A 25,731-nucleotide genomic window follows, 5' to 3' on the forward strand; every position below is an offset into this window, starting at 1 on the left:
CCTACGGGACCACGACCACCTTGGTGCCGGTCGGCGCGAAGTCCCAGAGCAGCTGCCCCTCGGGGCGGCCGCTGCGGATGCCGCCGGTCTTGGCCTTCGGGTCGGCGGTCGGCGTCGTGCCGTCCAGCGCCGCGCTGAATCCGAACACCACGCCGTTCTGCTGCGCGAAGCGCACCACGTGCTCGATCTGCTTGCCGTCCGTCCCGGTGGCGGTCTGGGTGCGGCTGTACACCGAGTAGCTGCCCGGGGCGGGCTCGACCGAGCCCGGGGTGACCGCGAAGGCGGCCGCGACCTGCGGGTTCTTCTTCGGGTCGACCAGCCAGACGAAGTGGCCGCCGGCCGAGTAGACGACCCGCGTGCCGCTGCCCGAGGTGGCCGGCAGCGGCGGGACGGTCGGGGTGGCGGAGGCGCTCGGCGTCGCGGAGGCGGCCGGGCCGGTGGACGTCGAGGCGACGGTCGGCCTGGCTCCGCCCGCGCGGTCCTGGGCGCCGTTGGCCTGGAAGGCCAGCAGGCTCACCACTGCCAGGGCCCCCAGGGTCAACCCCGTGACCACCACTCCAGGACCCATCTTCGCCACGTGCCCGCTCCCGCCGCCGTCCGCTGTACGTACCGCCCTTATCGTGCCAGGTCCCCCGGGCGGGTCGGCGGGTGGCCAGTACGTGTGTTCCGGAGGGGGACACCAGCTCGATCGGCCGGTCGGCCCAACGTCGGTCTAACCTTGACCCGTGCTGCTGCTCGCGTTCGACACCGCTACCCCCGCCGTCACCGCCGCCGTCCACGACGGCACGGCCGTCCTCGCCGAGACCCACCAGGTCGACGCCAGGCGCCACGGCGAACTGCTGCTGCCCGCGATCGACCAGGTCCTGCGGGCCGCCGGAGTGGACAAGAGCCGGCTCACCGGCATTGCGGTCGGCGTCGGCCCGGGCCCGTACACCGGCCTGCGGGTCGGTCTGGTGACCGCCGCCGCGCTCGGCCACGCGCTCGGCCTGCCCGTGCACGGCGTCTGCACCCTGGACGCGATCGCCTTCCAGGCCCGCGCCGAGGGCCTGGCCGGGCATCCGTTCACGGTCGCCACCGACGCGCGCCGCAAGGAGGTCTACTGGGCCTCCTACGACGCCGAGGGCAACCGCACCGAGGGCCCCGGCGTGGACCGCCCGGCCGAGCTGACGCCCGCCGCCCGCTCGGTGGGCGCCGGCGCGCTGCTCTACCCCGAGGCCTTCCCGGGCGCCCACGGCCCCGAGCACGTCTCGGCCGGCGCCCTGGCCGGCTTCGCCGCCGCCGAGCTGGCCGCCGGACGCGAGCTGCTGCCGAACGTGCCGCTGTACCTGCGCCGCCCGGACGCCCAGGTCCCGGCGGGCTACAAGAACGTCCTGGGGGGCAAGGCGGTGTTCCCGGCGTGAACCACGGCACCACCCTGCGCCCGATGCGCTGGTGGGACATCGAGCCGGTGCTGGACCTGGAGCTCAGGCTGTTCCCCGAGGACGCCTGGTCCGCCGGGATGTTCTGGTCCGAGCTCGCCGAGGCCCACCCCGGCGGCACCCGCCACTACTCGGTCGCCACCGCCGCGGACGGCACGATCGTCGGCTACGCCGGCCTGATGGCCGTCGCCGGTGACGGCGACGTCCAGACCATCGCCGTGGACGAGCGCCACCAGGGCGCCGGCCTCGGCACCGCCCTGCTCACCGACCTGATCCACGAGGCCGCCCGGCGCGGCTGCGCCGACCTGCTGCTGGAGGTGCGGGTGGACAACCAGCGCGCCCAGCGGCTCTACGAGCGCCACGGCTTCGAACCGGTGGGCATCCGGCGCGGCTACTACCAGCCCGCCGACGTCGACGCGCTGGTGATGCGCCTCGAGAACCCGAGCACTGACAGCACCGACCCGAAGGACATTGAGGACACCCCCCATGGCTGACGAACCGCTCGTCCTGGGCATCGAGACCTCCTGCGACGAGACCGGCGTCGGCATCGTGCGCGGCACCACGCTGCTGGCCGACGCGGTCGCCTCCAGCGTCAACGACCACGCCCGCTTCGGCGGCGTCGTCCCGGAGATCGCCAGCCGCGCCCACCTGGAGGCGATGGTCCCGACCATCCAGCGCGCCCTGGACACCGCCGGCATCAAGGCCACCGACCTGGACGGCATCGCCGTCACCGCCGGCCCCGGCCTGGCGGGCGCGCTGCTGGTCGGCGTCAGCGCGGCGAAGGCGTACGCCTGGGCGCTCGACAAGCCGCTGTACGGGGTCAACCACCTCGCCTCGCACATCTGCGTCGACCAGCTGGAGCACGGCCGGCTGCCCTCGCCGACGATGGCCCTGCTGGTCTCCGGCGGGCACTCCTCGCTGCTGCTCAGCGAGGACATCACCACCGACGTCCGCCCGCTCGGCGCGACCATCGACGACGCGGCCGGCGAGGCCTTCGACAAGGTCGCCCGGGTGCTCGGCCTGGGCTTCCCCGGCGGCCCGATCGTCGACCGGACGGCCCGCGAGGGGGACCCGAAGGCGATCGCCTTCCCGCGCGGCCTGACCGGGAAGAACGACCCCGAGTACGACTTCTCCTTCTCCGGCCTCAAGACCGCCGTCGCCCGCTGGGTGGAGGCCAAGCGCCGGGCCGGCGAGGAGGTGCCGATCGCCGACGTCGCGGCCTCCTTCCAGGAGGCGGTCACCGACGTGCTCACCCGCAAGGCCGTCAAGGCCTGCAAGGACAGCGGCGTCGACCACCTGATGATCGGCGGCGGCGTCGCGGCCAACTCCCGGCTGCGCGAGATGGCCCAGCAGCGCTGCGACCGGGCCGGCATCCGGCTGCGGGTGCCCCGGCCGGGCCTGTGCACCGACAACGGCGCGATGGTGGCGGCGCTGGGCTCCGAGATGGTGTGGCGCGGCCGCACCCCGTCCGCCTTCGAGCTGTCCGCGGACTCCTCGCTGCCCGTCACCGACGTCCACGTCCCGGCCGGGGATGCCGGGCACGGCGACGTCCACGGCCAGGCCTACCAGGCCCTCGGCGGCGGCGCCGCGTGACCGTCGCCGCGATGTGGGAGGCCCGCGCGGCGGACGGTCGCGGGGTCGAACTCGCCGCCTGGGTGAGGGAGTTCGCGATTCCCGCGGTCCGCGGCGCGGCCGGGCTGGAGCGCCTCGAACTGCTCTCCGCCTCCGGCGAGAGGGTGCTGCTGATCACCTGGTGGAGCGGCGAGCCCGTGCCGGTCGCCGACCCGCCGGCCGAACTGCTGGGCCGTCCGGTGCACCGCTGGTCCTTCACCAGCGAGCACGTCGAGCAGGGCCCGGACGGGAACCGTCGCGGCGGCGCTACCGTGCATAGCTGAGAGAACGCTGGACGGGACCGGGAGCGCGGTGCGGTGAACAGGGACGGGCTGAGTAGGACCAGGACCAGGGCGTACGCGGCGGGGGCGGTGGCCCTGCTGGCCTTCGCCACCGCGTGCGGCGACAACGGGGGCGGCGGCAGCGCCGCCCCGGCCGCGAGCACGGCCGGGACGGCGGCGGCGACCCAGTCGCCCGCCGGCGGCACCCCCGGTGCGGCGGCCACCACGCCCGGCGCGGCCCCGGCCCAGGGCGACGCCGCGGCCTGGGCGAAGTGGAACCTCAAGCCGCTCGCCCCGGCCCCCGCGCCGCCCGCCGACAAGCCCGTCAAGCTCGAACGCACCGGCACCGTACCGGTGTTCAGCGATGTGAAGACCACCGACAAGGTCGTCTTCATCACCATCGACGACGGCGCCGAGAAGGACCCGAAGTTCGTCGAGATGCTGACCGAGCTCAAGGTGCCGATCTCGATGTTCCTGACCAAGGACATCGTCAAGAACGACTACGGCTACTTCAAGCCGCTCCAGGCGCTGGGCAACCACATCCAGAACCACACCGTCACCCACCCGGTGATGAGCAAGCTCTCGGCCGACAAGCAGAAGTCCGAGATCTGCGAGGACCAGGCCGCGCTCACCCAGCAGTACGGCACCGCCCCGCTGCTGTTCCGCCCGCCGTTCGGCGACGGCGCCAACACCCCGATGCTCAACACCTCGGTGCAGCAGTGCGGCCCGCGCGCGATCGTGCTGTGGCGCGAGTCGATGCAGATCCACGACATGCAGTACCAGGCGGGCGACAAGAAGTTGAAGCCCGGCGACATCATCCTGGCGCACTTCCGCGGCCCCAAGGAGCTCAAGGGCGCCACCATGACCCAGATGTTCGCGGACCTGCTGGCCCGGATCCAGGAGCAGGGCTTCTCGGTGGCCCGGCTGGAGGACTACATCCAGGCGCCGCCCTCGTAGCGGCTCAGACCGGGCGGCCCACCGGCTGTCCGAGCATCATCAGCGGCCCGTTGTCGGTGCGGCTGAGGATCACCGTGACGGAGTCCGGCCCGGAGGGCTTGAGCTGGCGGCGCAGCTCCTCCGGGGTGATCGCCATCCCGCGCTTCTTGATCACCACCGTGCCGACCCCGCGCTCGCGCAGCAGCGCCTTCAGCTTCTTGACGTTGTACGGGAGCACGTCGGTGAGCTCGAAGGCGTGCGCGTACGGGGTGGCGACCAGCCGGTCCGAGGTCACGTAGGCGATCTTCGGGTCGATCAGCCGGCCGTCGACCTGCCCGGCCACCTCGGCCACCAGGTGCGCCCGGATCACCGCGCCGTCCGGCTCGTACAGGTACCGCCCGACCGGGCCGGCCGGCGGGTCGGGCAGGTCGCCGCCGGTCAGGCTGTCGCCGTGCGGCAGCAGGGTCGCGCGGTGCGGGCGGACCGCCCCGGTGCCGAACCAGAGCACCGCCTCCTTGACGTCCCCGTGGTCGGAGACCCACTCGGCCTCGGCGTCCGCCGGGACGGCCTCGTGCGGGATGCCCGGGGCGACCTTCAACGCGCCGATCGGGGTCCGCCGGCCGGCCTCGATCGCCCAGGAGAGCGGCGGGGCGTACGCCTCCGGGTCGAACACCCGGCCGCGCGAGGTGCGCCGGGCCGGGTCGGTGAACACCGCGTCGTAGCCGGTGACGTCCACCTCGGCGACGTCCGCGCAGCGCACCTCCACCAGCTCCGACAGGCCCAGCGCGGCGGCGTTGGCGGCGGTGGCGGCGCAGGCCGCCGGGTCCTTGTCGACGGCCAGCACCCGGATCCCGGCCCGGGCCAGCGCCAGCACGTCCCCGCCGATGCCGCAGCACAGGTCCGCCAGGGTGCGCACGCCCAGCTCGGCGAAGCGGCGGGCCCGCCACTCGGCCACGCTGCGCCGGGTGGACTGCTCGACCCCGTTGGGCGTGAAGTACATCAGGTCGGCGTCCGCCCCGAACTTCGCCCGCGCCCGCTGCCGCAGCCGTGCCTGGCCGAACGCCGCCGACACCAGCTCCGCCGGGTGCTCCCGCCGCAGCCGGGTGGCCAGCGCCAGCTCCTCCTCGGGGGCGAACTCGCGCAGCTCGGCGAGCAGGGCCTGACCCTCGGGGGTCAGCAGGGGCTGGAGGTTCTCGGTGTCCACGGGCTCATTCTGACCGGTCGGCCCGTCGGTGCCCGAGTCGTCGGGTGCCGCGGGCGCCGTACACGAGTACGGACACTCGCCCGCCGGTCGAGCCCGCAGTGCGCGTCGTTGGCACTCTGGTTGACTGAGTGCTAACGGCGGCCTATGGTCGTCCTTGGCACTCCCCAGTGGGGGAGTGCTAACGCGAAGACGCGCTTCTGACCCCCGCGACGGCAGATGCGCAGGTTCGCCCCTACCCGTTAGAAAGCCCCGTAATCTCCGAAGGGGAGCTCGGACGTGACCACCAGCAGCAAGGTTGCCATCAAGCCGCTCGAGGACCGCATCGTGGTCCAGCCGCTCGACGCCGAGACCACCACGGCCTCCGGCCTGGTTATCCCGGACACGGCCAAGGAGAAGCCCCAGGAGGGTGTCGTCCTGGCTGTCGGCCCGGGCCGCTTCGAGGACGGCCAGCGTCTGCCGCTCGATGTCGCCGTCGGTGACATCGTCCTGTACTCGAAGTACGGCGGCACCGAGGTGAAGTACCAGGGCGAGGAGTACCTCGTCCTCTCCGCCCGCGACGTTCTCGCCATCATCGAGAAGTAAGTCGTTCCGACCCGCCCCGGATCCGTGTCCCTAGTGACAGGGGCCCGGGGCGTGGTTGTTGGTTCAGGTAGTTCGGAGGCCGGTCGGCCGGCCGCAGCCCCGAGGGAATAGGGAACATGGCGAAGATCCTGCAGTTCGACGAGGACGCCCGCCGCTCGCTGGAGCGCGGTGTCAACAAGCTGGCCGACACCGTCAAGGTGACCATCGGCCCCAAGGGCCGCAACGTCGTCATCGACAAGAAGTTCGGTGCCCCGACCATCACCAACGACGGCGTCACCATCGCCCGTGAGGTCGAGCTGGACGACCCGTACGAGAACCTTGGCGCGCAGCTCGTCAAGGAGGTCGCCACCAAGACCAACGACGTCGCGGGTGACGGCACCACCACCGCCACCGTGCTGGCCCAGGCCCTGGTCAACGAGGGTCTGCGCAACGTCGCCGCGGGCGCCGGCCCGGCCGCCCTCAAGAAGGGCATCGACAAGGCCGTCGCCGCCGTCTCCGAGCACCTGCTGTCCATCGCCCGTGAGATCGAGGGCAAGGACGACGTCGCCGCCGTCGCGTCCCTCTCCGCGCAGGACACCCAGGTCGGCGAGCTGATCGCCGAGGCGATCGACAAGGTCGGCAAGGACGGTGTCATCACCGTCGAGGAGTCGAACGCCTTCGGCGTGGAGCTGGACTTCACCGAGGGCATGCAGTTCGACAAGGGCTACCTGTCGCCGTACTTCGTCACCGACGCGGAGCGTCAGGAGGCGGTTCTCGAGGAGCCGTACATCCTGATCCACCAGGGCAAGATCTCCTCGATCCAGGAGATCCTCCCGCTGCTGGAGAAGATCCTGCAGAGCGGTACCTCCAAGCCGCTGCTGATCATCGCCGAGGACGTCGACGGCGAGGCGCTGTCCACCCTCGTGCTGAACAAGATCCGTGGCCTGTTCAACGCCGTCGCCGTCAAGGCCCCGGGCTTCGGCGACCGCCGCAAGGCGATCCTCGGCGACCTGGCCGTCCTCACCGGCGGCACGGTCATCTCCGAGGAGGTCGGCCTCAAGCTCGACCAGGCCGGTCTGGACGTGCTGGGCACCGCCCGCCGCGTGACCATCACCAAGGACGAGACCACCGTCGTCGACGGCGCCGGTGACTCCGAGGCCGTGGCCGGCCGCGTCGCCCAGATCAAGGGCGAGATCGCCGCGACCGACTCCGACTGGGACCGCGAGAAGCTGCAGGAGCGCCTGGCCAAGCTGGCCGGCGGCGTCTGCGTCATCAAGGTCGGCGCCGCCACCGAGGTGGAGCTCAAGGAGCGCAAGCACCGCCTGGAGGACGCCATCTCGGCGACCCGCGCCGCGGTCGAGGAGGGCATCGTCGCCGGCGGTGGCGCCTCGCTGGTGCACGCCGCCAAGGTGCTGGACGGCGGCCTGGGCCTGTCGGGTGACGAGGCCACCGGTGTCGCGGTCGTCCGCAAGGCGCTGCACGAGCCGCTGCGCTGGATCGCCCAGAACGCCGGCCTGGAGGGCTACGTCATCACCTCCAAGGTCGCCGAGCTGGAGGCCGGCCAGGGCTACAACGCCGCCACCGGCGAGTACGGCGACCTGGTGAAGGCCGGCGTCATCGACCCGGTCAAGGTCACCCGCTCCGCGCTGGAGAACGCCGCCTCGATCGCCTCCCTGCTCCTCACCACCGAGACCCTCGTGGTGGAGAAGAAGGAGGAGGCCGAGGCCGGTCACGCGCACGGCGGTCACGGCCACTCGCACTGAGGCACCGACGCCTGACCGGAGGCCCGGTCCGCCCCCTCGGGGGTCGGACCGGGCCTCCGGTGTTGGGGAGTCCGTGTGGCGGAAGCCCGTTTGAGGCTTCAACTATCAGTAGAATTTTGCAGAATGCAAAGATTGCCTTATAACTGAGGCATGATCGAGGCCCGCCACCTGCGCGTTCTGCGTGCCGTCGCCCGCACCGGCTCCTTCTCCGCCGCCGCCCGCGAGCTGGGGTGCACCCAGCCCGCCATCAGCCAGCAGATGAAGGCCCTGGAGAAGTCGGTGGACACCCCGCTGGTGGTCCGCTCGGGCCGCGGGATGCAGCTCAGCGAGGCCGGGCGGGTGCTGCTCAAGCATGCCACCGGGATCCTGGCCGGGCTCTCCGCCGCCGAGGAGGAGGTGGCCGCGATCGCCGGACTGCGGGCCGGACGGGTGCGGCTGGTCTCCTTCCCGACCGCGAGTTCCACCCTGGTGCCGCCCGCGGTCGCCCGCCTGCGGGACAGCCATCCGGGGGTGCGCGTGTCGCTGGTCGAGGCCGAACCGCCGGAGTCGCTGGCGATGCTGCGCGGCGGCGAGTGCGAGATCGCGCTGGCCTTCCGCTACCCGCAGTCCGACGGCGCACCCGCGGCGCCCGCCCCCGGGCACGGTTCGCCGCGCGAGGCCCGGGCCGAGGCGAACCTGGAGGCCCAGCAGCTGTCGGCCGGCACCGACTGGTCCGACCTGGTGGTCACCCCGCTGCTGGACGACCCGCTGGTGGGCCTGCTGCCGGCCGCCCACCCGCTGGCCGGGCGGGGCGGTCCGGTGGAGCTGGCGGAGCTGGCGGGGGAGCAGTGGATCGCCGGCTGCCCGCAGTGCCGGGGGCACCTGGTGGAGCTGTGCGCGGGAGCGGGCTTCGAGCCCCGGATCGACTTCGCGACCGACGACTACCCCGCGGTGGTCGGCCTGGTGGCGGCCGGGCTCGGGGTGGCGGTGCTGCCCCGGCTGGCCCTCCAGTCGGTGCGCCCTGACGGCGTGTCGACGGTTCCGGTGCGGACGGCCTCGGGGGCGCCGGCCGTGCGGCGGGTGGTGGCGCTCACCCTGCCGGACCTGGCCGAGGTGCCGGCCGTCGCGCTGATGCGGGAGCGGCTGGCGGGTGCGGCCGCCGATCGCTGACGGTCGGTGACCGGGGTCCCCGATCGGGGACGGAGCGGCCTCAGGCGCCGCGAAGAAACGTTTCTTCACGGCGCGCCGCGGACGCGGGTCTAACGCTGCGCGACCGCCGGCGGGGTCAGCGGGACCTCCACCAGGCGGTGCCGCGAGCGGCCCAGGATCTCCTCGCGCTCGTCTTCGGTCATCCCGCCCCAGACCCCGTACGGCTCGCGGACCGCCAGGGCGTGCGCCGCGCACTCGGCGATCACCGGGCAGCGCATGCAGACCTCCTTGGCGCTGGTCTCGCGCGAACTGCGGGCCGCCCCGCGCTCGCCCTCCGGGTGGAAGAAGAGCGAGCTGTCCACGCCGCGGCAGGCTGCCGAGAGCTGCCAGTCCCAGAGGTCCGCGTTGGGACCGGGGAGGCGGGAGAAATCTGCCATGGCTCATTCCCTTCAGAGGCGGTCGGCGGTGGCCGGGCGTTTCGGCGGGCTGCTGCCGAACGGTGCCCGGCGGGGCGCCCCGCGCTGGTGTGGACACCTGGAAATATGACTTAAGGCAACTCCATGGACAAGTCACCCACACACTGGCACAACAGTCAATGACCATACGAAAGCTATAAAAACGGGCAAAGTGGGCAAGGGGTTCGGCGGGCGCGGGATGTGGCAATCGGGTGGCTCACGGGCGCGCGACGACCCGTATCGGCGTGCGGGTCGTGCGCCCACCGCGCGCGAGCTGCGCAAAAGTGCGGCGTGTGCACCGCGATGCGGCTGATCGGTAATGGGTTGGCCACGTACAGTGGTGGAGATGGCCCGAAGGCCGTAACTCATTCGAGTGACGGTCGTTGGTAGTGCGGAGGCGGTTAGCGGGCGCCGGACGTCGGGAACGATCGCGGGCAAGTCGGGGCGATCAGGACGAAGTCCGTCGCCGATCGGCCGTGTCGGAGAGGTTCGTACCAGCCAGGAGGCTCAACGTGACGCGGATCAGCTGCGGAGGACGACGGTCATGACTTCCGTTCTCGTTTGCGACGATTCCCCGCTCGCCCGCGAGGCGCTTCGCCGCGCCGTCGCGACCGTACCCGGTGTGGACCGGGTCACCACCGCGACGAACGGGGAGGAGGTCCTCCGCCGCTGGGTGGCCGACCGCTCCGATCTCGTCCTGATGGACGTCCGGATGCCCGGCCTCGGCGGGGTCGAGACCGTCCGGCGGCTGCTGTCCGCCGACCCGGGCGCGCGGATCATCATGCTCACCGTCGCCGAGGACCTCGACGGGGTCGCGCTCGCGGTGGCCGCGGGCGCCCGCGGGTACCTGCACAAGGACGCCTCGCGCGCCGAGCTGCGGGCCACCGTCACCCAGGCCCTCGCCGACCCGACCTGGCGGCTCGCCCCGCGTCGGCTGCGCAGCCCCGACATGGGCGCGGCGCCGACCTTGACGGCGCGTGAGATCCAGGTGCTGGAGGGCATGAGCCACGGGCGCAGCAACGCCGAGATCGGGCGCGAGCTGTTCCTGTCCGAGGACACCGTCAAGACCCACGCCCGACGGCTGTTCAAGAAGCTCGGGGCCTCCGACCGGGCGCACGCGGTGGCGCTGGGCTTCCGCTGGGGACTGGTCCGCTGACCGGTCGGCGGCGCCGCCGGTTGCGGCGCGCCGCCCTCGAATTCCGGAGCGGGCGCCGCACGGGCGTGTGACGTTACGGTCCCGAGGTTGCACCATGGAGGAGTGGAGCACCTCGGGGACCAGCGGACAGGCACTGCGGCGAACCACGCAGCCGCAGGACACTCGGCGGACGGCGCGACGGACAGGACCACCCACGGCGGCGCGGCGGGAGGCGGCACGGTGCAGGAGGGGCCGGTGGTGCGCGGCACGCCGCACGGTGCCGCAGCGCATAACGTTCCGGTGCACAACTCCGGACGCGGTGCCGCGTTTTCCCGCTCGACCAGGCACCATGGACCGATGCGCGACGATGTCGCCGGTGCGGCCGGCCAGGCGGACCCGGGTGAGGCCGAGCCCTCCGACCCGGGCCCCGACGCGTACGCGGAATCCGGTGAGCTTGTGACCGACGCCGTGCCCGACTCCGTGACCGGGGACGGTCTGGGCCGGCCGCCGGTGCTCGGCACGGGCGGCTCCCCCCTCGTTGGCGAACTGGTCGCGGCCGCCGTGCGCGGCGAGGGCCCCGCGATCGACGCGCTGCTCGCCTACGTCCACCCGCTGGCGCTGCGGTACTGCCGCGCCCGGCTGGTCCGGCTGCCCGGCGGGGCCCGGCACCACGTGGACGACGTGGCCCAGGAGGTCTGTGTCGCGGTGCTGTGCGCGCTGCCCCGGTACAAGGACCAGGGGCGGCCGTTCGAGGCGTTCGTCTACGGCATCGCCGCGCACAAGATCGCCGATCTGCAGCGGGCCGCGATGCGCGGGCCCGGCTCGACCGTGGTGCCGCAGGACGACCTGCCGGAGGTGCCGGACGAGGCGCTCGGCCCGGAGGAGCAGGCGCTGCTGAGCAGTGACGCGGCCTGGGCCAAGGAACTGCTGTCCAACCTGCCGGCCCGTCAGCGCGAGCTGGTGCTGCTGCGGGTGGCCGCCGGGCTGTCGGCGGAGGAGACCGGCGAGGTGCTCGGGATGTCGCCGGGGGCCGTCCGGGTCGCCCAGCACCGTGCGCTCAGCCGGCTGCGGGCGCTCGCGGAGGAGTCCTCCTGACCGCAGGCGCAGGCCACGGGGGGTCCGGCCGGGCGGAATGAGCCCGCAGGGGCGCGTGTTGTCAAGGGCACACGAGGGCATGTTCGCGGTGCCAGTACCATGGGGTATCGGCGCCTGGGCAGGTTGCCAAAGTTTTGCGGGTGCACACGGGGTTCCGTTGGAGCTTCCTCCAAGCCACCCGGCTTTCGGCGGTCTGCGCGAGTGAGCGATCAACGCGCCCCCTCCCTCTGGGCGCGAGCGGATAAGGCCGGCCACGGAAGGTACCCCCAAATGTCTTACAACGCCGCAGGCGTACCCGAGAAGTTCGCCATGCTCGGGCTCACGTTCGATGACGTCCTGCTGCTGCCCGGGGCCTCCGCGGTGCTGCCGAACCAGGTCGACACCTCCTCGCGGGTCTCCCGGAACGTCCGCGTCAACATCCCGCTGCTGTCCGCGGCGATGGACAAGGTCACCGAGGCGCGGATGGCCATCGCGATGGCCCGCCAGGGCGGCGTCGGCGTGCTGCACCGCAACCTGTCGGTCGAGGACCAGGCCAACCAGGTCGACCTGGTGAAGCGCTCCGAGTCCGGCATGGTCACCGACCCGATCACGGTCGGCCCGGACACCACGCTCGGCGAGGCCGACGCGCTGTGCGCCAAGTTCCGCATCTCCGGCGTCCCGATCGCCGACGAGTCCGGCAAGCTGCTCGGCATCGTCACCAACCGCGACATGGCCTTCGAGTCGGACCGCAGCCGCCAGGTCCGCGAGATCATGACCCCGATGCCGCTGATCACCGGCAAGGTCGGCATCTCCGGTGAGGACGCGATGGCGCTGCTGCGCCGCCACAAGATCGAGAAGCTCCCGCTGGTCGACGACGAGGGCCGGATCAAGGGCCTGATCACGGTCAAGGACTTCGTCAAGGCCGAGCAGTACCCGAACGCCGCCAAGGACGCCGAGGGCCGTCTGCTGGTCGGCGCCGCCGTCGGCGCCAGCGCCGAGGCCTTCGACCGGGCCCAGGCCCTGGTCGAGGCGGGCGTGGACTTCCTGGTCGTCGACACCTCGCACGGCCACAGCCACAACGCGCTGGCCTGGATCGAGAAGATCAAGTCCGCCGTCAAGGTCGACGTGGTCGGCGGCAACGTCGCCACCCGCGACGGCGCCCAGGCGCTGATCGACGCCGGCGTGGACGGCGTCAAGGTCGGCGTCGGCCCCGGCTCCATCTGCACCACCCGCGTCGTCGCCGGCATCGGCGTCCCGCAGATCACCGCCATCTACGAGGCCGCGCTGGCCTGCCAGGCGGCCGGCGTGCCGGTCATCGGCGACGGCGGCCTGCAGTACTCCGGCGACATCGGCAAGGCGCTCGCCGCCGGTGCCGACACCGTGATGCTGGGCTCGCTGCTGGCCGGCTGCGAGGAGTCCCCGGGCGAGCTGCTGTTCATCAACGGCAAGCAGTTCAAGTCCTACCGCGGCATGGGCTCGCTGGGCGCCATGCAGTCCCGCGGCCAGGGCCGCTCCTACTCCAAGGACCGCTACTTCCAGGCCGAGGTCGCCTCGGACGACAAGCTCGTCCCCGAGGGCATCGAGGGCCAGGTCCAGTACCGCGGCCCGCTGTCGGCCGTGCTGCACCAGCTGGTCGGCGGCCTGCGCCAGACCATGGGCTACGTCGGTGCCGCCACCATCGCCGAGATGGAGAGCAAGGGCCGCTTCGTCCGGATCACCGCGGCCGGCCTCAAGGAGAGCCACCCGCACGACATCCAGATGACCGTCGAGGCGCCGAACTACTCGGCCCGCTGACCCGCTCGACCCCGGAAGGGCCCGCCACGGCGGGCCCTTCCGCGCGTCCGGGGGTCGGGCCGTCGGGGCGCCACCAGCGGTAGTACGGGATACTGGGGGCGGCCGGGGTGACCCGGCGGGCATGAGCAACAAACCAGAAGGGCTCGAAGTGACTGAGATCGAGATCGGGCGAGGCAAGCGCGGCCGCCGGGCGTACGCCTTCGACGACATCGCCGTCGTCCCCAGCCGGCGTACGCGTGACCCGAAGGAGGTCTCGATCGCCTGGCAGATCGACGCCTACCGCTTCGAGCTGCCGTTCCTGGCCGCCCCCATGGACAGCGTGGTCTCGCCGCAGCAGGCCATCGCCATCGGTCGCCTCGGCGGGCTCGGCGTGCTGAACCTCGAAGGCCTCTGGACCCGCTACGAGGACCCGCAGCCGCTGCTGGACGAGATCGCCGCGATCACCGACGAGGCCACCGCGACCCGGCGCCTCCAGGAGATCTACTCCGCGCCGATCCGCGCCGAGCTGATCAAGCAGCGGATCCAGGAGGTCCGCGACTCCGGCGTCGTCACCGCCGCCGCGCTCTCGCCGCAGCGGACCGCCGAGTTCTCCAAGGCCGTCGTGGACGCCGGGGTCGACGTCTTCGTCATCCGCGGTACCACCGTCTCGGCCGAGCACGTGTCCAGCGCTGCCGAGCCGCTGAACCTCAAGCAGTTCATCTACGAGCTGGACGTTCCGGTGATCGTCGGGGGCTGCGCCACGTATACCGCTGCGCTGCACCTGATGCGGACCGGCGCGGCCGGCGTGCTGGTGGGCTTCGGTGGGGGGGCTGCGCACACCACCCGGAACGTGCTGGGGATCCAGGTGCCGATGGCGACCGCGGTGGCGGACGTCGCGGCTGCGCGGCGGGACTACATGGACGAGTCCGGCGGGCGCTACGTGCACGTGATCGCGGATGGCGGGGTGGGGTACAGCGGGGACATTCCGAAGGCTGTCGCCTGTGGCGCCGACGCGGTGATGATCGGGGCGGCGCTGGCGCGGGCGACGGACGCGCCGGGTAAGGGGTTCCACTGGGGGATGGAGGCGGTTCACGAGGAGCTGCCGCGGGGGAAGCGGGTCGACCTCGGGACGGTCGGCAGCACCGAGGAGATCCTGACCGGGCCCTCGCACACTCCGGACGGGACCATGAACCTGTTCGGGGCGCTGCGGCGGGCGATGGCGACGACGGGGTACACGGAGTTGAAGGAGTTCCAGCGGGTTGAGGTGACGGTGAATCCGGCGCTGGATCATCGCTGATGGTTTGAGCTTGGCTTGGCCTGGCTTGGCTTGGCTGACGGCCCGTTTTCCCTTCGGGGAGAGCGGGTCGTTGGCGTTTTGGGGGCCGCTGCGCGGGGCTGGGGTGGGGGGTGGGCTTTCGGGAGGGTGGGTGGTCCGGGGGCGGTTCCGGGGGTGGGCGCTCCGGGGGCTGGATGATTTTCGGACCGCCGACCCTCATGGTGGGGGGTGCTCGCCGTTGGCGGTCTGAAAATCACCCGTCACGCCCCTCTCCGCACCCACCCCCTCCACCGCCCCCTCCCGCAGCGCGTCCCTCTCGCCTGGGTCGGGTGGGGAGGTGGGTGGGGGTGGATGTTGGTGGGTGGGTTGGGGTTTGTGGGGGTGGGTGGGGGTGGGTGGGTCGGTTGGGGGCGGGTCAGGCGAGGTGGGGGAGGAGGAGGGTGGTGAGGGGGGTGGGGGTGCGGAGGGGGAGGTAGTGGTCGGCGGCTGGGAGGAGGTGGTGGTGGGCGTGGGGGATGTCGGTGGCGAGGCGGGCTGCGATGGTGGCGATCTCGGGGTGGTCGTGGGTGCCGTGGATGATCAGGGTGGGGGTGGTGATCCGGGTGAGGTGGGATTCGGCGTCGCGGGGTGGGGCGCCGGTGAGGTGGTGTTCGCTGGTGATTCGGCGGGCCGCGTTCTCGGTGACCATCGTCTCGATGAGGTCTCCGCCGGGGGCGGTGCGGCCCAGGGCGGCCCAGACGGAGAGTTCCAGTGCGGCGAGGGTGGCGGCGTCGCCTCGGCGGCGGGCTTCGGCGTAGGCGGTGGTGTCGGGGGTCGGGGGCCAGTGGTGGCCGCTGACGGAGGCGCCGATCAGGGTGAGGGAGGCCACCCGGTCGGGATGGGCGAGGGTGAAGTCCAGTGCCGTTTCGGCGCCCATGCTGAGGCCCACCAGGGCGGGGCGGGCCAGGTCGAAGTGGTCCAGGACGGTGCGGAGGTCGGCCAGGTCGTCGAAGGGCTGCTGCGGGGGTGCGGAGCGGCCGAGGCCGCGGGCGTCGTAGCGGATCACGTCGTGGTGGCGGGCGAGGGTGGGGGTGACGGCGTCCCAGAGTCGGGAGTCCATGCCCGAGCCGTGCAGGAGGACCACCGGGCTGCCGGTGCCGCTGCGTTCGGCCCAGAGTCGGCCGCCGTCGGGGGTCGGGACTTCGTGTTCGGTCCTCATGCGGAGGATCCTTGCAGGGGCGGGAGTTGGCGGGTCAGGCGGGAAGGCGGATCGGCATCAGGACGGAGAAGGTGCCGGTTCGGCCGGGGGTGCGGATGGCGAGGGGGGTGATCGGGCCGCCGAGTTCGAGGAGGAGTTGTTCGGGGTGGGCGGCGCGGAGGGCGTCGAGGAGGAAGTCGCGGTTGAGGGCGATGTGGGGGGCGTCGGGGGTGGGGTCGGCGGTGACGGTGAGGTGGCCGTCCTCGGTGAGGGTGAGCACGGTGACCTGGCAGTCGGCGCCCTGGGGGCCGGAGGGGAGGGTGCGGGTGGCGCCGGTTTCGACGGCGGCGCGCAGGGTGGTGGTGGGGAGGGTGACGCTGTGCTGGGGGGCGAGGCGGGTGAGGGCCCGGTGGTCGGGGTAGTCGGTGGCCGGGGCGGTGCCCTCGATGCGGTGATCGGGGGTCTCGGCGCGGAAGGTGTCGGCGCCCAGGGTGAGCACGACCTCGGTGGGGGTGGCGGGCAGCAGGGCGCGCAGGGCGTCCACCAGGGCGGTGGGGACGGTGGTGCCCGGGGTGGGGTGCTGCGGGGCGCCGGTCGCGGGGAGTTCGGCGAAGGCCATCCGGTAGCGGTCGGTGGCGACCAGGCGCAGGACCGGGCCGTCCGGTTCGAACAGCACGCCGGTCAGGGCGGGTTGGTCGGGGTCCTTGCAGACGGCGAAGCGGACGGCGTCCAGGGCGGCGGCCAGGCCGTCGGAGCGGACGGTGAGGCGCGGGGTGGTGGTCATCGGGTGCTCCCTCTGCTCGATCGTCGTGCGGATCAGGGAGAGCTCGCGGCGGGCGTCGGCCAGGCCGTCCTCCAGGCGGCGAAGGTGGGCGTCGAGGACGCGTTCGGCCTGGTCGCCGGAGAGGACGGCGCGGATGTCGGCCAGCGGGAGGCCGACCCGGCGGAGCCGGACCAGCAGGCGGGCGTCGGCGAGTTGGGCGGGCCGGTACCAGCGGTAGCCGGTCTGCGGGTCGACCCAGGCGGGGGTGAGCACCTCGGCGCCGTCGTAGTAGCGCAGGGTGCCGACGCCCAGGCCGCTGGCGCGGGCCAGTTCGCCGATGCTGTGCAGCTCGCTCTCCATGCCGGTGACTCTCGGGGCTCGACCTGGTCGAGGGTCAAGCGAGGTGGGTGAGCTTATCCGGGTTGCGGATGGCGTGGATCGAGCTGACCAGCGGCTCGCCGTCCGGGCCCTCGGTGAAGTCGAGGACGGAGACGGAGTCGACGGCGCCGTGAACGTTGATCAGCACGCCGGGTTGGCCGTTGACCAGGACGGGGCGGACGGCCGCGGCCTCGCCCAGCTGGCGGAGCACGCCGAGCAGGAAGCGGGCGACGTTGTCGGCGCCGGTGACCGGGCGGAGGGCCGCGCGGATCACTCCGCCGCCGTCGCTCCAGGTGGTGACGTCCGGGGCGAGGAGTTCGAGCATCCGGTTGAGGTCGCCGCCGACGCAGGCCGAGAGGAACTCGTCGGTGGCCCGGCGGCGCAGCTCCGGCGGGGCGTCGTAGCGGGGGCGGCGGGCCCGCACGTGGGCCCTGGCCCGGCTGCCGACCTGGCGGCAGGCCGCCTCGGTGCGGTCCAGGGCCTCGGCGATCTCCGGGTAGGAGAAGCCGAAGGCCTCCTTGAGGACGAACACCGCCCGCTCCAGCGGGGAGAGGCTCTCCAGCACGACCAGCAGGGCGAGCGAGACGCTCTCGGCGCGCTCGATGTCGTCGGTGGCGTCGGGCTCGGAGACCAGCGGTTCGGGCAGCCAGGGGCCGACATAGGACTCGCGGCGGACGGCGGCCGAGTCCAGCCGGTTGAGGGCGAGGTTGGTGACCGTACGGGCGAGGTAGCCGGCGGGGCTGGCGACCGGGCCGGTGACCCCGCTCCAGCGCAGCCAGGTGTCCTGGACCAGGTCCTCCGCGTCGGCGACGCTGCCGAGCATCCGGTAGGCGATGCCGAAGACCATCCGCCGGTGCTGTTCGAAGGCGGCGAGCTGCGTGTCGGGGGTGTCGGTCACGTTCCGGACGCTACCTCAGGAGCGGAAGGCCTGGTAGGCGGGGGCGAGCAGGGTCGCCAGGTCGCGGCCGTGGACGGTGATGCCGGAACGGCCGAGGCGGTCCAGCGACGGTTCGTCCGGTTCTTCGTCCGGGGCCTGCGGCAGGGTGAAGTCACCGCGCCAGTAGGCGGCGACGTTGACCGTCGGGGCCTTCGGGGGCGGTGCCTGGTCGGTCATGCGTCCTCCTCGGCGACGGCGTCCTCACGGGTGAGGGTGACCAGTTCGCGCAGGTCCTCGGCGGGGAGGTCGGTGAGCCAGTGCTCCCCCGCGCCCACCACGGTGTCGGCCAACGCGCGTTTGGCGGTGAGGATTTCGTCGATCCGCTCCTCGACGGTGCCGACGCAGACCAGGCGGCGGACCTGGACGTCTCGGCGCTGGCCGATCCGGAAGGCCCGGTCGGTGGCCTGCTCCTCGACCGCCGGGTTCCACCAACGGTCCAGGTGGATCACCTGGTTGGCGGCGGTGAGGTTGAGGCCGGTGCCGCCGGCCCGCAGGGAGAGCAGGAAGACCCTGGGGCCGTCCGGGGACTGGAAGCGCTGCACCAGCTCCTCGCGGCGGGCCCGGGGGACGCCGCCGTGCAGGTGGAGGACCTCCTCGCCGAGCCGGCGTTCCAGGTACGGGCGGAGCATGGTGCTGAACTCGGCGTACTGGGTGAAGACCAGTGTGCGGTCCCCCTCGGCCAGCGCCTCCTCCAGCAGTTCGGCGAGCCGGGCGACCTTGCCCGAGCGCTCGCCCAACGGCGAACCGTCGTGCAGCAGTTGGGCCGGGTGGTTGCAGACCTGTTTGAGCTTGCCGATCGCGGCCAGCACCGTGCCGCGCCGCTCCACGCCCCGGATCCCGTCCACCCGCTGGAGCAGGTCGGCGACCACCGCCTGGTAGAGCCCGGCCTGTTCGGCGGTGAGGTTGCACCAGACGGTCATCTCCTGCTTGGCGGGCAGCTCGGCCGCCACCGCCGGGTCCGTCTTGAGCCGGCGCAGCACGAACGGGGCCGTGCGGCGGCGGAGTTCGGCGGTGCGCTCGGGGCTGCGGTGCAGTTCGACCGGGATCGCGTAGCGCTCCTTGAAGCGCTCTGCCGGGCCGAGCAGGCCGGGGTTGGCGAAGTCCAGCACGGCGTGCAGTTCGGCGAGCCGGTTCTCCACCGGCGTGCCGGTCAGGGCGATCCGGTGCCGGGCGACGGGCAGCGCGCGGATCGCCCGGGACTGGGCGGTGCCGGTGTTCTTGATGTGCTGCGCCTCGTCGGCGACCACCCGGCGCCAGCGGATCGCGCGGAGCGCGGCGAGGTCGCGCTGGACCAGCCCGTAGGTGGTGATGACCAGGTCCGCTCCCCTTGCGGCCTCGGCGAGTCGATCACCACCGAGGCGGTCGGCGCCGTGGTGGACGTAGCGGCGCAGGCCGGGGGCGAAGCGCTCGGCCTCGCGCTGCCAGTTGCCGACCAGGGACATCGGGCAGACCAGGAGGGTGGGGGCGTCCGATCCGGACTGTTCGGACGCCAGGAGCGCGAGGGTCTGGACGGTCTTACCGAGGCCCATGTCGTCGGCCAGGACGGCGCCGAGGCCGAGTTCGGACATGGTCCTCAGCCAGGCGAGTCCGCGCTGCTGGTACGGGCGGAGCTCGGCGCGGAAGTCCGGTGGCAGGGCGGGGACTTCGGGGGTAGTGGGGGCGGTTCCGGCGAGCAGCTCGCCGAGCGGGCCGTCCACCCGGACGCCGGTGACCGGCAGTCCGGCGACCGTCGCCTCCGGGTCGAGGGCGAGCCGCAGCAGGTCGGCGGCGGCGAGCAGGCCGTCGCGCTGCTCGGTGAGGAAGGCCAGGGCGGCGGCGATCTGGGCCGGGTCGGCCTCCAGCCAGGCGCCCCGGACCCGGACCAGCCCCTGTTTGGCGGCGGCGAGTTCGGCGAGTTCGCGCTCGGTGAGCGGGGTGCCGTCCGGGCCGAGGGCGGCCTGCCAGCGGAAGGCGACCACGGCGTCCCGGTCGACCTGGCTGGTGACGGCGAGGGTGCCGGGCGCGGGCGGGGTGGTGGCGCGCAGGGCGAGTCCGAGCCGGGGGCGGCGGCGCCACCAGGAGGGCAGCAGCACGCCGAACCCGGCCCCGGCCAGGGCGGGCGCGGCGGTGCGCAGGAAGTCGAGCGCGCCGGCCCGGTCGAGCGGCAGGGCGGACGGGCGGGAGCGGTGGCGCAGCCCGTCCAGGACGGGCCAGCGGTGCGCGGCGCGGGCCAGTTCGGCGACCAGCACGTCGACCGGGCCGGCTGCCTCGCCCCCGGGGGCGGCCGGCGCGAGCTTGCGGTCGAGGGCGGCGTGGGCCGCGCCGCCCTCGTGCAGCTCGGCGGCGCGGACCAGCAGCGAGGGCTCGTCGACGGCCTGGAGCAGGAACTCCAGCTGCCAGGCGTCGTCGGAGGGACGGCCCTCCGGGTCGTCGTCGGCGGGGCCGAGCGGTTCGACCAGGCGGAAGCAGAGCCGCAGGGCGGGGTCGGCGGGCTCGGCGGTGGCGTACCAGTCGGCGATCCGGCGGCCCAGCTCGGCGATCTCCCCGGGCGGGGCGTCGACCTCCCCGGAGGGGGTGGCGAGGGCGTGCAGCCAGCGGTCGACCGGGGCCGGGCCCGGGGCGGGGAAGGGCGTGTCGGCCAGGGCGGCCCGGGCTTCGGCGTCGACCAGGGCGCCCAGGGCGGCGTCCAGCAGCGCCTCGCCGGTGCCGGCGCCGGTCGGCCACTCGCCCAGCAGGACGGGTGGGCAGCCGGCCGCCAGGGCGGCGGCCTCGCGGCGCCCGGCCGGGGTGGGGTCGGGCCGCCAGCGGGCCCGGGGGCGGCCGTCGGCGAGGACGGGCAGGGGCAGCACCCGGCCCCGGCCGACCGCCCGCCAGGCGAGGTCGTGCACCCCGGTGAGCCAGCGCAGCGAGGGCCCGTAGACCACTTCGACCCGGCCGGTGCCGGGCAGGTCGGTGTCGGTGACGGCCCAGTGCGGGTCGTGCACCTCGCCGAGCAGCTGGGCGGCGGCACCGGCCTCGAACAGCAGGGCGGGCACCCGCCAGGGGGTGAGCGCGGCGCCGCCGCGCGGCGGGGTGACCGGCAGGTCGGGCGAGGGGGCGGGCAGGGCGCCGACGGTGGGCAGCAGCAGGGTGGCCCAGCGTTCGGGGGCCTGCCCGGCGAGCCACCCGAGGCCGGGCCCGATGCCGCCGAGCACGGCGGCCAGGCGGTCGGCCGGGCAGGCGTACGGGTGGGCGCGCGGGGCGGGCCGGTCGGGGCGGGGTTCGGTGGCGCCGGGGTAGCAGCGGGCGTCCTCGGCCCAGAGGGCCAGCCGTCCGTCCGCCCGCCAGAGTGCGTGCAGGACGAACATGCGGGGGCCTCTCGGGGCGGGTGGGAACCGTCCTTCGCAGCCTAGTCGGAGGGTCGGACAGTGCCCGGCGGACCGTCCGGTGGCCCCCGTGGGGCCGGGCGGCTGGGCCGTTCGGGTGATTCGGCGGAGTACTTCCGGAGTTGTGGTTGAAACTTGAACGAAAGCGCCGTACGGTGGAGCCAAGAAGTTGAAGCCTAAACAAATGGCTTCGAACCCGAGGAGGAGCCATGGGCCTGTTCAACCGCACCAAGACCGCCACCCCCGCCGCCGTCCAGACCCCGGCCGGCCCGGACCTGTCGCACCTGACCGGCGACTGGGCGATCGACACCACCCACAGCGAGATCGGCTTCGCGGTCCGCCACGCGATGGTCACCAACGTCAAGGGCCGCTTCACCGACTACGAGGGCAAGCTGCACCTGGACGGCGCCCAGCCGCACAACTCCTCCGCCGAGCTGGTGATCAAGGTCGCCAGCATCGACACCAACCAGGCCCAGCGCGACGAGCACCTGCGCACCGGCGACTTCTTCGCCGTCGAGACCTACCCGGAGATCCGCTTCCGCAGCACCTCCGCCGAGGCGATCGGCGACGACTCCTACCGGATGACCGGCGAGCTCACCATCAAGGACACCACCCGCCCGGTCGTCCTGGAGCTCGACTACACCGGCAGCGCCACCGACGCCTACGGCGCCGAGCGGGTCGGCTTCGAGGGCAGGACGGTCGTGGACCGCACCGAGTTCGGCCTGACCTACAACGCGGCCCTGGAGACCGGCGGCGTGCTGATCGGCGAGAAGGTCAAGCTCAGCTTCGACATCTCCGCCGTCAAGGCGGCCTGAACCGGCCGTCCGCGGCCACGGCGGCCCGGGCCGCCCCCATGACCCACCGTCCCTGCCCGTCCCCCCGGGGCAGGGGCGGTGCGCCGCATTCCCGGGACCGACTACCTCCCCGCGATGAGCGCGGCATCCTCCGGCGGCAGCCAGCTGTCGGCCGGGCGGTCCAACCAGCCCTCTGCAGCGCCGAGTTCGGCCGCCGCGGCGGCCAACGCGGACAGGCCCGGGTGGCGCTCGCCGGGCCGGTGCACCAGGCTCACCAGACTCAGCGGGACCGGGTCCACCAACGGGATGTTCACCGCCCCCGGGAGGCTCGGCCCGCCGACCGTGGTCAGCATCGGATCGCCGTGCCGGGCCAGATAGCGGGCCGTCTCGACCGGGCCCACCGGCGGGACGTACGGCTCGGCCGCCCGCAGACCGTGCTCGCGCAGCAGCCGGGCCCCGAGGTCGGCCCACTCGGTGGTGGCCGGGTTGCCCGCGCAGATGTCGACCGGGTGCCCGAGCAGATCGGCCGGGCGCAGCGCCGGGCGGCCGGCCAACGGGTGGGTGTCCGCCATCATCACCGAGACCCGCTCCAGCCGTACGGGCCGCTGGGCGAGCCGGCCGCGCACCGGGGCGGGCAGTCCGGCGAAGCGGCCGAACGAGGCGTCCAGCCGGTGCGCCAGCAGTTCGTCGGCGGCCGCGGCCAGACCGCCGTGGAAGCGGGCCAGCAGCTCGCCCTCCGGCCAGGCGGTGCGGGCCCGTCGCAGCACCCGGGCGGCGGTCAGGTCCGGGCCGGTGACGTCGCTGTTGAGGTCGAGCAGCAGCGGCCTGGCGGCGGCACCGGCACCCGCGCCGAACCCGGCGAGCAGTTCGTCGTGCAGGGCGAGCAGTCGGCGCGCCCCTGGCAGCAGCCGGTGCCCGGCCGGGGTGAGGTCGACACTGCGGGTGGTGCGGGTGAACAGTGCCTCGCCGAGCAGGCCCTCCAGGGTGCGGACGTCCCGGCTGAGCGCCTGCTGGGCCACGTACAGCCGCTCGGCGGCCCGGCCGAAGTGCAGGGTCTCGGCGGTCGCGACGAAGCCGCGGAGCAGGCGGGGGTGCAGGTCGCGGGGCATGGACGGCAGATTAACAACACCGTTTGACAACACCGTGTTGTGGATGCGGCGGAACAGGTGTTGGACGCCGATCGGAGCGCGCCGCGAGGCTGGGCGCATCCCCTCCCGCCCTGCGTCCCAGGAGCCCGATTGCCCCCGCGCGCCCTCCTCGCCTCCTACCGCCGGCTGTTCGCGGCCCCCGGCGCCACCGCCTTCACCCTGGCCGGGCTGCTCGGCCGGCTCGCGCTGTCGATGAACGGCGTCTCGCTGGTGGTGCTGCTCGCCGAACGGCGCGGCTCGTACGCGCTGGCCGGGACGGTCTCGGCGGCCGGGCTGGTCACCGGGGCGATCGGGATGCCGCTGCTCGGCCGCCTGGTGGACCGGTTCGGGCAGTCCCGGGTCGCGGTACCGGCCGCGCTGTACAACGCCGTTCCGCTCACCGCCCTGCTGCTCTGCGTCCGGCTCGGCGCACCGGACTGGACCCTGTACGCGTGCTGGGCCGCCGGCGCCGCCCCCAACCTCGGCGGCATGGCCAGGGCCCGCTGGGCGCACCTGCACCGGGACGACCCGGCCGCCCGGCACCTGGCCAACTCCTTCGAACAGGCCCTGGACGAACTCTGCTTCATGGCCGGGCCGGTGCTCGCGATGCTGCTCTGCACCACGGTCGCCCCGGAGGCCGGGCTGCTCACCGCCGGCGCCGTCGGCACCACTGGCGCCCTGCTGTTCGCGGCCCAGCGGGGCACCGAACCGCCGCTGCCGGTACCGGCCCCGACCGGTGAGCGGCACGGCTCCCCGCTGCGGGTACCCGGGTTGCGGGTGCTGGCGCTGACCTTCCTGGCCACCGGCATGGTCTTCGGCGCCACCGAGATCACCACCGTCGCCTACGCCGACGCGCTCGGACACAAGGCGGCGGCCGGCCCGCTGCTGGCCCTGGTCGCGGGCGGATCCTGCCTGGCGGGGCTGCTGTTCGGGCTGCTGACCCCGCGCCGGTCCCCCGGGGCGCGCTTCCTGCTCGGGGTCGCGGCGATGGCCTCGGTCCTGCTGCTGCCGCTCGCCGCCGGGCTCGGCGGGGCCGGGCTGGTGGCCCTCGGCGCGGCGCTCTTCGCGGCCGGCACGGCCACCGCGCCGACCATGGTGACCGGCATGACGCTGATCCAGGAGCTGCTGCCGCAGCGGCAGTTCAACGAGGGGATGGCGGTGGCGGTGTCCGGCATCGTGGTCGGCATCTCGGCCGGGGCGGCGCTCGCCGGGACGCTCGCCGAGCGGGCCGCGCCCGGCACCGGCTACGCCCTGCCCGCCGGGGCCGCCGCGCTCGCCCTGCTGATCGCGCTGGCCGGGCGGCGGCACCTGCGGGCGTCCGGCCCCGCGGAAAATGGGGCGCGGGTTGTCAGTGCCTCCGTCTAACTTCGAGTCATGGCGGAAATCACCTACGTCCGAGGCGATGCCACCGCGCCCCAGGGCAAGGGCGTGAAGGTGATCGCGCACGTCTGCAACGACCTCGGCGGCTGGGGCAAGGGCTTCGTGCTCGCGCTCTCCAGACGCTGGCCCGAACCCGAGGCGGCGTTCCGGCGCTGGTATCGGGAGCGAGCGAGGAACGACTTCGGTCTCGGCGCCCTGCAGTTGGTGCAGGTCGAGCCGTACGTCTGGGTGGCCAACCTGGTCGGCCAGCGCGGCATCCGGACGGGGCGCTCCACCGGGGTGCCCGTGCGGTACGAGGCCATCGACACCGGACTGGCGGCCCTGGGCGGGCGCGCGCTCGAACTCGGCGCCTCCGTCCACATGCCGCGGATCGGCTGCGGACTGGCGGGCGGGCGCTGGGAGAAGGTCGAGCCGCTGGTGGCGGCCCGGCTGTCGGCGCGCGGCGTACCGGTGACGGTCTACGACGTCGGCTGACCGCTCCCCTGACCGCTCCCCGGCCGGGCGCTCGCGGCCGGCCAGGCGTACACGTACTCGGGCAGCACCCAGCCGCCCGGGAACACCCCCTCCTGCTCCGCGATCCGCACGCCGCCCTCGCGCTCGTAGAAGGCGATCGCGCGGGTGTTGCCGCGCAGCACCTCCAGGTACAACTCGGCGGCGGGGAACCGCTCGGCGAGTTCGGCGCGGGCGGCGGCCAGCAGTTCCCGGCCGATGCCCCCGCCGGTGAGGCCCGGGCGGACGTGCAGGTTGTCCACCAGCACGCGTCCGTCGGCCTGCGGCACCAGATAGACGAACCCGGCCGGCTCACCGGCCCGTTCGGCGACCAACAGCACGGGCGTGTTCTCCGGCGGCCCGTAGTCCACCGCCAGGCGCAGCTCCCACAGTTCGCGCCGCTCGGCGGCCAGTCCGTCCCCGATCGCCTCGTCGGGGACGATCCCGCGATAGCTGGTGCGCCAGCTCTCGGCGTGCAGGTCCGCGACGTCCGCGGCGTCCTGCACCCCGCCGTACCGAATGGTGGTCCGTTCCGGACCGATCATGTGACGAGCCTCCCACGAAGATGGAGTTGAACATGTTCAACCGTACCGTCTACAGTTCTGGCAAGCTTTTGAACGTGTTCGAAATGATGGGGGACGGGTTCGTGGCACCGGATGCGGAGGGGACATCCGGTGCCACGAACACCGACAGCACCGACACCGGGTGGAACCTCGTCTCCGGTTAG

Annotated in this window: 26 protein-coding genes; 16 read left to right on the top strand and 10 right to left on the bottom strand. The window is 73.5% G+C overall.

What is annotated here, in order from left to right:
• Window position 1 precedes the first annotated feature (1 nt).
• The gene (locus tag AB0F71_RS01430) at window positions 2-568 is read right to left on the bottom strand and encodes a hypothetical protein (protein WP_360227661.1); all 567 of its coding nucleotides are present in this window, start codon (window positions 566-568) and stop codon (window positions 2-4) included.
• Between the two features lie 157 nt (window positions 569-725).
• Here AB0F71_RS01430 and tsaB point away from each other — a divergent pair, with 157 nt between their 5' ends.
• From tsaB to AB0F71_RS01455, 5 genes are read left to right on the top strand one after another with little or no spacing between them, the layout of a single operon-like run.
• A complete protein-coding gene (gene tsaB / locus AB0F71_RS01435) occupies window positions 726-1,400 on the top strand; it encodes a tRNA (adenosine(37)-N6)-threonylcarbamoyltransferase complex dimerization subunit type 1 TsaB (RefSeq protein WP_360226316.1) in 675 nt (224 codons plus the stop codon).
• Window positions 1,401-1,423: 23 nt separating this feature from the next.
• Entirely contained in the window at window positions 1,424-1,912 is a 489-nt protein-coding gene (rimI, locus tag AB0F71_RS01440; RefSeq protein ID WP_360227664.1) for a ribosomal protein S18-alanine N-acetyltransferase, read from the top strand.
• Window positions 1,905-3,011, top strand: a complete 1,107-nt coding sequence (tsaD, locus tag AB0F71_RS01445) for a tRNA (adenosine(37)-N6)-threonylcarbamoyltransferase complex transferase subunit TsaD (RefSeq protein WP_360226319.1) — start codon at window positions 1,905-1,907, stop codon at window positions 3,009-3,011. Before rimI ends, tsaD begins: the two co-directional genes overlap by 8 nt.
• Window positions 3,008-3,313: a hypothetical protein gene (locus AB0F71_RS01450; protein ID WP_360226322.1), complete on the top strand. Its 306-nt coding sequence runs from the start codon at window positions 3,008-3,010 to the stop codon at window positions 3,311-3,313. Before tsaD ends, AB0F71_RS01450 begins: the two co-directional genes overlap by 4 nt.
• 33 nt (window positions 3,314-3,346) lie before the next feature.
• Window positions 3,347-4,267 (top strand): polysaccharide deacetylase family protein, encoded by a 921-nt coding sequence (locus tag AB0F71_RS01455; protein ID WP_360226325.1) that lies wholly within the window; start codon window positions 3,347-3,349, stop codon window positions 4,265-4,267.
• Between the two features lie 4 nt (window positions 4,268-4,271).
• Here AB0F71_RS01455 and AB0F71_RS01460 read toward each other — a convergent pair whose 3' ends face one another.
• Window positions 4,272-5,450, bottom strand: coding sequence for a class I SAM-dependent methyltransferase (locus tag AB0F71_RS01460; protein ID WP_360226328.1), 1,179 nt, complete (start codon window positions 5,448-5,450; stop codon window positions 4,272-4,274).
• A 276-nt stretch (window positions 5,451-5,726) separates the two neighbouring features.
• On the opposite strand from AB0F71_RS01460, the gene groES reads away from it, so the two are divergent.
• From groES to AB0F71_RS01475, 3 genes are all read left to right on the top strand, one after another.
• Window positions 5,727-6,032, top strand: a complete 306-nt coding sequence (groES, locus tag AB0F71_RS01465; protein WP_014136232.1) for a co-chaperone GroES — start codon at window positions 5,727-5,729, stop codon at window positions 6,030-6,032.
• A gap of 116 nt (window positions 6,033-6,148) precedes the next feature.
• A complete protein-coding gene (gene groL, locus AB0F71_RS01470; protein ID WP_360226331.1) occupies window positions 6,149-7,774 on the top strand; it encodes a chaperonin GroEL in 1,626 nt (541 codons plus the stop codon).
• Window positions 7,775-7,924: 150 nt separating this feature from the next.
• On the top strand, window positions 7,925-8,923 hold the full coding sequence (locus AB0F71_RS01475; protein ID WP_360226334.1) for a LysR family transcriptional regulator: 999 nt from the start codon (window positions 7,925-7,927) through the stop codon (window positions 8,921-8,923).
• Between the two features lie 89 nt (window positions 8,924-9,012).
• On the opposite strand, the gene AB0F71_RS01480 is transcribed toward AB0F71_RS01475, so the two are convergent.
• The gene (locus AB0F71_RS01480) at window positions 9,013-9,339 is read right to left on the bottom strand and encodes a WhiB family transcriptional regulator (RefSeq protein ID WP_360226337.1); all 327 of its coding nucleotides are present in this window, start codon (window positions 9,337-9,339) and stop codon (window positions 9,013-9,015) included.
• 562 nt (window positions 9,340-9,901) lie between these two features.
• On the opposite strand from AB0F71_RS01480, the gene AB0F71_RS01485 reads away from it, so the two are divergent.
• The 4 genes from AB0F71_RS01485 to AB0F71_RS01500 all read left to right on the top strand — a co-directional run bounded on the left by AB0F71_RS01485 (window position 9,902) and on the right by AB0F71_RS01500 (window position 14,636).
• Complete coding sequence (locus tag AB0F71_RS01485; RefSeq protein WP_014136228.1) at window positions 9,902-10,513, top strand: response regulator transcription factor; 612 nt, start codon at window positions 9,902-9,904, stop codon at window positions 10,511-10,513.
• Between the two features lie 489 nt (window positions 10,514-11,002).
• Window positions 11,003-11,587, top strand: a complete 585-nt coding sequence (gene shbA, locus AB0F71_RS01490; protein ID WP_360227667.1) for an RNA polymerase sigma factor ShbA — start codon at window positions 11,003-11,005, stop codon at window positions 11,585-11,587.
• Window positions 11,588-11,857: 270 nt separating this feature from the next.
• Window positions 11,858-13,360, top strand: a complete 1,503-nt coding sequence (guaB, locus tag AB0F71_RS01495) for an IMP dehydrogenase (RefSeq protein WP_360226340.1) — start codon at window positions 11,858-11,860, stop codon at window positions 13,358-13,360.
• A 148-nt stretch (window positions 13,361-13,508) separates the two neighbouring features.
• Entirely contained in the window at window positions 13,509-14,636 is a 1,128-nt protein-coding gene (locus AB0F71_RS01500; RefSeq protein WP_360226343.1) for a GuaB3 family IMP dehydrogenase-related protein, read from the top strand.
• Between the two features lie 394 nt (window positions 14,637-15,030).
• Here AB0F71_RS01500 and AB0F71_RS01505 read toward each other — a convergent pair whose 3' ends face one another.
• From AB0F71_RS01505 to AB0F71_RS01525, 5 genes are read right to left on the bottom strand one after another with little or no spacing between them, the layout of a single operon-like run.
• Window positions 15,031-15,813, bottom strand: a complete 783-nt coding sequence (locus AB0F71_RS01505) for an alpha/beta hydrolase (protein ID WP_360226346.1) — start codon at window positions 15,811-15,813, stop codon at window positions 15,031-15,033.
• Between the two features lie 34 nt (window positions 15,814-15,847).
• On the bottom strand, window positions 15,848-16,915 hold the full coding sequence (locus tag AB0F71_RS01510; protein WP_360226349.1) for a MerR family transcriptional regulator: 1,068 nt from the start codon (window positions 16,913-16,915) through the stop codon (window positions 15,848-15,850).
• A gap of 34 nt (window positions 16,916-16,949) precedes the next feature.
• Window positions 16,950-17,831 (bottom strand): RNA polymerase sigma-70 factor, encoded by an 882-nt coding sequence (locus tag AB0F71_RS01515; RefSeq protein ID WP_360226352.1) that lies wholly within the window; start codon window positions 17,829-17,831, stop codon window positions 16,950-16,952.
• A 15-nt stretch (window positions 17,832-17,846) separates the two neighbouring features.
• Window positions 17,847-18,047, bottom strand: a complete 201-nt coding sequence (locus AB0F71_RS01520; RefSeq protein ID WP_360226355.1) for a hypothetical protein — start codon at window positions 18,045-18,047, stop codon at window positions 17,847-17,849.
• Entirely contained in the window at window positions 18,044-21,196 is a 3,153-nt protein-coding gene (locus AB0F71_RS01525) for an SNF2-related protein (RefSeq protein WP_360226358.1), read from the bottom strand. Before AB0F71_RS01525 ends, AB0F71_RS01520 begins: the two co-directional genes overlap by 4 nt.
• Window positions 21,197-21,423: 227 nt before the next feature.
• On the opposite strand from AB0F71_RS01525, the gene AB0F71_RS01530 reads away from it, so the two are divergent.
• Entirely contained in the window at window positions 21,424-22,029 is a 606-nt protein-coding gene (locus AB0F71_RS01530; protein ID WP_360226361.1) for a YceI family protein, read from the top strand.
• A gap of 101 nt (window positions 22,030-22,130) precedes the next feature.
• Here the strand turns inward: AB0F71_RS01530 and AB0F71_RS01535 are convergent, their stop codons facing one another.
• Complete coding sequence (locus AB0F71_RS01535) at window positions 22,131-23,117, bottom strand: LysR family transcriptional regulator (RefSeq protein WP_360226364.1); 987 nt, start codon at window positions 23,115-23,117, stop codon at window positions 22,131-22,133.
• Between the two features lie 129 nt (window positions 23,118-23,246).
• Here AB0F71_RS01535 and AB0F71_RS01540 point away from each other — a divergent pair, with 129 nt between their 5' ends.
• Window positions 23,247-24,500, top strand: a complete 1,254-nt coding sequence (locus tag AB0F71_RS01540; RefSeq protein WP_360226366.1) for an MFS transporter — start codon at window positions 23,247-23,249, stop codon at window positions 24,498-24,500.
• A 9-nt stretch (window positions 24,501-24,509) separates the two neighbouring features.
• Window positions 24,510-24,989 carry a macro domain-containing protein gene (locus tag AB0F71_RS01545; RefSeq protein WP_360226369.1) on the top strand — a complete coding sequence of 160 codons (480 nt, stop codon included), beginning with the start codon at window positions 24,510-24,512 and terminating at the stop codon, window positions 24,987-24,989.
• Here AB0F71_RS01545 and AB0F71_RS01550 read toward each other — a convergent pair.
• Window positions 24,974-25,549, bottom strand: coding sequence for a GNAT family N-acetyltransferase (locus AB0F71_RS01550; protein WP_360226372.1), 576 nt, complete (start codon window positions 25,547-25,549; stop codon window positions 24,974-24,976). The two genes, AB0F71_RS01545 and AB0F71_RS01550, sit on opposite strands and share 16 nt — an antisense overlap.
• A gap of 32 nt (window positions 25,550-25,581) precedes the next feature.
• Between AB0F71_RS01550 and AB0F71_RS01555 the strand changes: the two genes are divergently transcribed.
• A complete protein-coding gene (locus AB0F71_RS01555) occupies window positions 25,582-25,731 on the top strand; it encodes a hypothetical protein (RefSeq protein ID WP_360226375.1) in 150 nt (49 codons plus the stop codon).

Source organism: Kitasatospora sp. NPDC028055 (genome assembly GCF_040637885.1).
Taxonomy (GTDB): Bacteria; Actinomycetota; Actinomycetes; order Streptomycetales; family Streptomycetaceae; genus Kitasatospora.

Excerpts from the sequence above, each read along its gene's own strand:
- AB0F71_RS01430 (WP_360227661.1), bottom strand. The coding sequence starts at position 568 with ATGGGTCCTGGAGTGGTGGTCACGGGGTTGACCCTGGGGGCCCTGGCA.
- rimI (WP_360227664.1), top strand. The coding sequence starts at position 1,424 with ATGCGCTGGTGGGACATCGAGCCGGTGCTGGACCTGGAGCTCAGGCTG.
- tsaD (WP_360226319.1), top strand. The coding sequence starts at position 1,905 with ATGGCTGACGAACCGCTCGTCCTGGGCATCGAGACCTCCTGCGACGAG.
- groL (WP_360226331.1), top strand. The coding sequence starts at position 6,149 with ATGGCGAAGATCCTGCAGTTCGACGAGGACGCCCGCCGCTCGCTGGAG.
- AB0F71_RS01475 (WP_360226334.1), top strand. The coding sequence starts at position 7,925 with ATGATCGAGGCCCGCCACCTGCGCGTTCTGCGTGCCGTCGCCCGCACC.
- AB0F71_RS01480 (WP_360226337.1), bottom strand. The coding sequence starts at position 9,339 with ATGGCAGATTTCTCCCGCCTCCCCGGTCCCAACGCGGACCTCTGGGAC.
- AB0F71_RS01485 (WP_014136228.1), top strand. The coding sequence starts at position 9,902 with ATGACTTCCGTTCTCGTTTGCGACGATTCCCCGCTCGCCCGCGAGGCG.
- guaB (WP_360226340.1), top strand. The coding sequence starts at position 11,858 with ATGTCTTACAACGCCGCAGGCGTACCCGAGAAGTTCGCCATGCTCGGG.
- AB0F71_RS01505 (WP_360226346.1), bottom strand. The coding sequence starts at position 15,813 with ATGAGGACCGAACACGAAGTCCCGACCCCCGACGGCGGCCGACTCTGG.
- AB0F71_RS01510 (WP_360226349.1), bottom strand. The coding sequence starts at position 16,915 with ATGGAGAGCGAGCTGCACAGCATCGGCGAACTGGCCCGCGCCAGCGGC.
- AB0F71_RS01520 (WP_360226355.1), bottom strand. The coding sequence starts at position 18,047 with ATGACCGACCAGGCACCGCCCCCGAAGGCCCCGACGGTCAACGTCGCC.
- AB0F71_RS01525 (WP_360226358.1), bottom strand. The coding sequence starts at position 21,196 with ATGTTCGTCCTGCACGCACTCTGGCGGGCGGACGGACGGCTGGCCCTC.
- AB0F71_RS01530 (WP_360226361.1), top strand. The coding sequence starts at position 21,424 with ATGGGCCTGTTCAACCGCACCAAGACCGCCACCCCCGCCGCCGTCCAG.
- AB0F71_RS01535 (WP_360226364.1), bottom strand. The coding sequence starts at position 23,117 with ATGCCCCGCGACCTGCACCCCCGCCTGCTCCGCGGCTTCGTCGCGACC.
- AB0F71_RS01545 (WP_360226369.1), top strand. The coding sequence starts at position 24,510 with ATGGCGGAAATCACCTACGTCCGAGGCGATGCCACCGCGCCCCAGGGC.
- AB0F71_RS01550 (WP_360226372.1), bottom strand. The coding sequence starts at position 25,549 with ATGATCGGTCCGGAACGGACCACCATTCGGTACGGCGGGGTGCAGGAC.
- AB0F71_RS01555 (WP_360226375.1), top strand. The coding sequence starts at position 25,582 with ATGTTCAACCGTACCGTCTACAGTTCTGGCAAGCTTTTGAACGTGTTC.